This window comes from Acidobacteriota bacterium (genome assembly GCA_034211275.1).
In the GTDB taxonomy this organism is placed as follows: Bacteria; Acidobacteriota; Thermoanaerobaculia; order Multivoradales; family JAHZIX01; genus JAGQSE01.
Genome location: JAXHTF010000323.1, coordinates 1 through 3,777, shown reverse-complemented (window position 1 = coordinate 3,777; position 3,777 = coordinate 1). Strand labels below are relative to the sequence as shown.

The 3,777-nt window shown below is 64.2% G+C and carries 2 protein-coding genes; both read right to left on the bottom strand.

What is annotated here, in order from left to right; all coding sequences use genetic code 11:
• The coding region (locus SX243_25540) for a copper oxidase (GenBank protein MDY7096353.1) at positions 1-2,863 on the bottom strand (2,863 nt) is incomplete at its 3' end.
• A gap of 325 nt (positions 2,864-3,188) precedes the next feature.
• On the bottom strand, positions 3,189-3,665 hold the full coding sequence (locus SX243_25535) for a Fe-S-containing protein (protein ID MDY7096352.1): 477 nt from the start codon (positions 3,663-3,665) through the stop codon (positions 3,189-3,191).
• Positions 3,666-3,777 lie beyond the last annotated feature (112 nt).

Sequence of the window (3,777 nt, the reverse complement as noted above, 5' to 3'; positions counted from 1 at the left end):
TGCCTTCCGGTTCCACCACCAGACCCGCATAGAGGCCCACCTGCTGGTGGGTCGAGGGACCGAAGTGGTCGTGGGTGAAGACGGTGCGCAGGGTTTGGTCATAGCCTTTGGAGATCAACACCGGATCCGCCCACCAGCGCTGCACCGTGGTCTGGGCACCGAGGTAGTCCGGGAATCCGTTGCAGTTGACGTCCGGGCCGGAGCCGAACCGCGGGTGCGGGCGGGCCACCGGGCAATCGAAGCTCGGTCCCGGATCCGTGGCGCCCTCGTCGCAGCCGTTGAAGTCCCGGATCGCCAGGATGCGGCTCTGGACCTCCTCCGGGCTGAAGCTGCCGTCCTCGTAGTTGAAGCCGTTGCCACCACCGTCGGAGGAGGTGACGTCGAACTTCACCAGATGGATGTGCTGGCCCAGGATGTCCGTCGGGGTGCGCACCTGGAAATCGTCCAGCTCGTATTCGTAGGGTACGAAGTTGGTGAGCTGGAACTCGATGCACTGGCCGCTGTGGGCGCGGAAGAAGAACGGCTCCGGAGGCCGGGTGCCGTCGAGGGTCGGTTGGACGTCGTCCAGCAGCGTGATGATGCGCTGCTGAGGGAAGTGCCAGCCGGATTTGTTGAGCACCACGTCCAGCTGGATATCCGCCGCCTTGTAGGTCCGCAGATCCGTGATGGGGGTGCCGTCGTCCTCGATACAGGGGTCGGCATAGGGTGCGCCGCGCACCGCCTTGCCCTTGTTGAGGGCGAAATTCTTCAGCGACAGGCTGCCGTTGGGCAGCGGCTGCTGATAGCCCGAGGGGTTGTTGTGGAAGTCCATGGCGAGCTTTTCCACCGGCTCGCCGGTCTCGTCCCGAGGCTCGACGGGGATGGACAGCAGATGCTTGTGGAAGTCCAGCCGGGTCTGCGCCGAATCCGCCACGCCGGGTCCATTGACCACGTGCCGTGCCAGACCACCGTCGTCGAGGGTGTCGAGGGGTGGGTGGGGCGGCCGGTGGCCGGCGATGCCCGGGATGTAGAAGGGATAGCCGGGGAAGACCTCGTCCCGCTGGCCGGCCTTCAGGCGTTCCCGGAGCTTGTCCGGGTCCTCGATGATGTCCACCTGCCCGGCGACGATTTGCACCGCCGCAGGCAGTACCGCCATGGGCTGGTTGGGGATTGGCACCACCCCGGGAATCGGCGTTCCGGCGGCGATCTCACCGTCCGGCAGGGCTCGGGACCCGGGTGCCGGCCGCCCCTTGTCGTCGAGCTCCGTGCCCAATTCGAGCACGTCGTGGACACGCCACATGGACCACATGCCCTGGGCGAAATGGGGATAGAAGTGGCAGTGGAAGATGGAATCCCCCGCCGTCTTGTTGCGGTTACCGCTGCCCTCGTAGGCGATCTCGTAGGTGAAGGCGCTGCCCTGACCGATGGCCTGGCTGTCCAGGTAGGTGGAGTCCTCGTCCCGAGGGGAGCGCATCCACTGATGGGCGTGGAGATGGAAGACATGGTGGTCGTCCGACCCCGCGTGGAGGTTGCGGAATTTGACGTGGTCGTTGAGGTAGCTGTGGTAGACGTTGGACGGATCGTCGGGATAGAGCGCCACCGTCGCCTTGGGGCCCTTGTCGGGCTCGCAGGGATCGATGCCGCTGGACGGATCCGGGTCCAAGGTGTCCAGATCGCAGGGGAAGTTGGCCGGGACGTCCACCACCATGGAGGGATCGCCCACCGCCCAGGACGTGAGGAAGAATTCCTCGTAGAGACACTCCACACATTCGTGCACCGGTCCGACCCCCAGCCGGTTGGCCAGGATTTCGGCGCCGATGCCGCCGGTGCCGTAGTTAATGGCGAAGGCGTCCCGGGCGCTGTGGAGGGTGAACTCCAGCTCGTCGTCATAGAACTGCGGGAAGGCCTGCACCGCCGCGATTTCGTCGTGGAAGATGATGGTGAATTCGCGGAACGGTTCTCCGCGGTTGGGATAGACGTCCGTCTTGCCCGGGTAGCCAGGACCGAAATTGCCGCCGCCGGAACCGGTGATGATGGCCGTCAGATCGGAGTGGGCGATCTCCTGGGTGATGGGATCGATCATGTTCAGCTTCGGCCGGCCCTGCCGCAGGCAGTCCTCCGAAGCCGTATAGCGCTCGCTGTAGTCGATGATCGGATAGCCACCGTCGGTGTCGAGGCGGGTGCTGTCCAAGATGGCCTCGGTGACCTGGCTGCGGTACCACTCCGAGCCCTCGGGCTCGACGGTGACGGCGCCGAAGAGGCCCGGCGAGATGGAGCCTGCGTCGCCTTCACCACCGACCGGAGCACCCATGCTGTGCACCACGTAGGAGCCCTCCCGGGCCGCGATGTACTCATAGACGACGGAGCCGCCGGGTTGCACGATGCCGTTGCCGCCGGCGCCGTTCTGACCGATGTTGGCGCCGTCGTCCCGGATGATGTTGCGCAGCTGCAGGCCGACGATGTGGAAGGACGCGGCGCGGGTATGGGGCTGCTCGTCGTCCACCGGGGTCGAAGCCAGCAGGTTCTGGAATTCCACCCGTAGGCAATCCCCCTCGTTGACCCGCAGGACGATGGGCCGGGGCCGCTTGTCCTCCCGCAGCTTGACGTCGCCATATTGCAGCGAGCCGGAATAGCACGCCCCCGGATTGGTGGGGTTGAAGCTCGCCGGCACCACGTCGTGGCGCAGGGCGTAGATCATGCCCTGGGGTTCCAGGGCACCGTAGCGGTTCCAGGCCCACGGCTGGTCCAGCGCCACGACCTTCGCGGTGACGACTTTGGAGCATGCTTGGTCCTGGGCTTGGGCGGGTGGAGTGAGGATTAGAGGGAATAGAACCCAGGCGAACACCAGGATCCTGGCTAAGTTGACCGAGTACCGGGACTTCATCAAATGACTCTCCTTCCAAGGGATCGGCCGTTCTCGAGACGTACGACTCCGATAAGAAGCCCTCGAACGGCTGTTCGCGAGAGTCCTCTGATGAACTCAGCTCACGACCGCCGGAGCTCTCCCCCTACTCACCACTGGCCGCGTTCTTAAACGCTTTAGCCAGCCAGAATTTCTCCAATTCGGCTTTCTGTCGGGAGGGTAGTGGAGCGAACATTACAAGCGGATGAATGAACATATAGTTAATACTGCATGAATTTGGGCGAGGGTCTCCAGCGCTCCGAAAGGTTTCGGAGCTTCGCTGGCATCGGATTTTCGCCACGGACTGCTAGCGGAAGTAGCGCCAGCCTGCGAGAAGATCCTGCTCGCGGATCTGCAATTCGTCGCCCACCACGCGGTGGGTCACGGCCACCGGCCGGCAGCCGCCTCCGCCGGTGTTGACCGTCGAGAGCCGCGTGGTGGTCTCGCACTTATTGTCGATGATCCAGCCGTTTTGTGCGGAAAAGCCCCGCCGGGTCTTGTAGTGAGCCTCGTTGGCGTTGAAGCCCACCTGTACGACCCCGTGCTCGTCCAGGCCCACCAGGAACTCCACCTCCTGATTGGCGGGGTTGAGGAAACGGTAGAAGCGCACCTCGAGGGGCTCGAACTCACCGACATCGATGCGCACCAATCCTTGCTCGTCGGGACGAACTCTCTCCAGGCGCGATCGGCCGAACCCCGACTCCACCGCCATCTGGATTCCCAGGTAGAGGCCCATGAAGAGCAGGAGGAAGATGATTCCGGTGACGGGGGTTAGGCGTTTCATAGTTCTTCCTGAAACCTTGGTTCGCGGTTCGCGGTTCGCGGTTCGCGGTTCGCGGTTTGGGGCCGGGCTAGGCCTTGACCCGATACTCGACGTGGGTAAAGCCGGCTCGTTG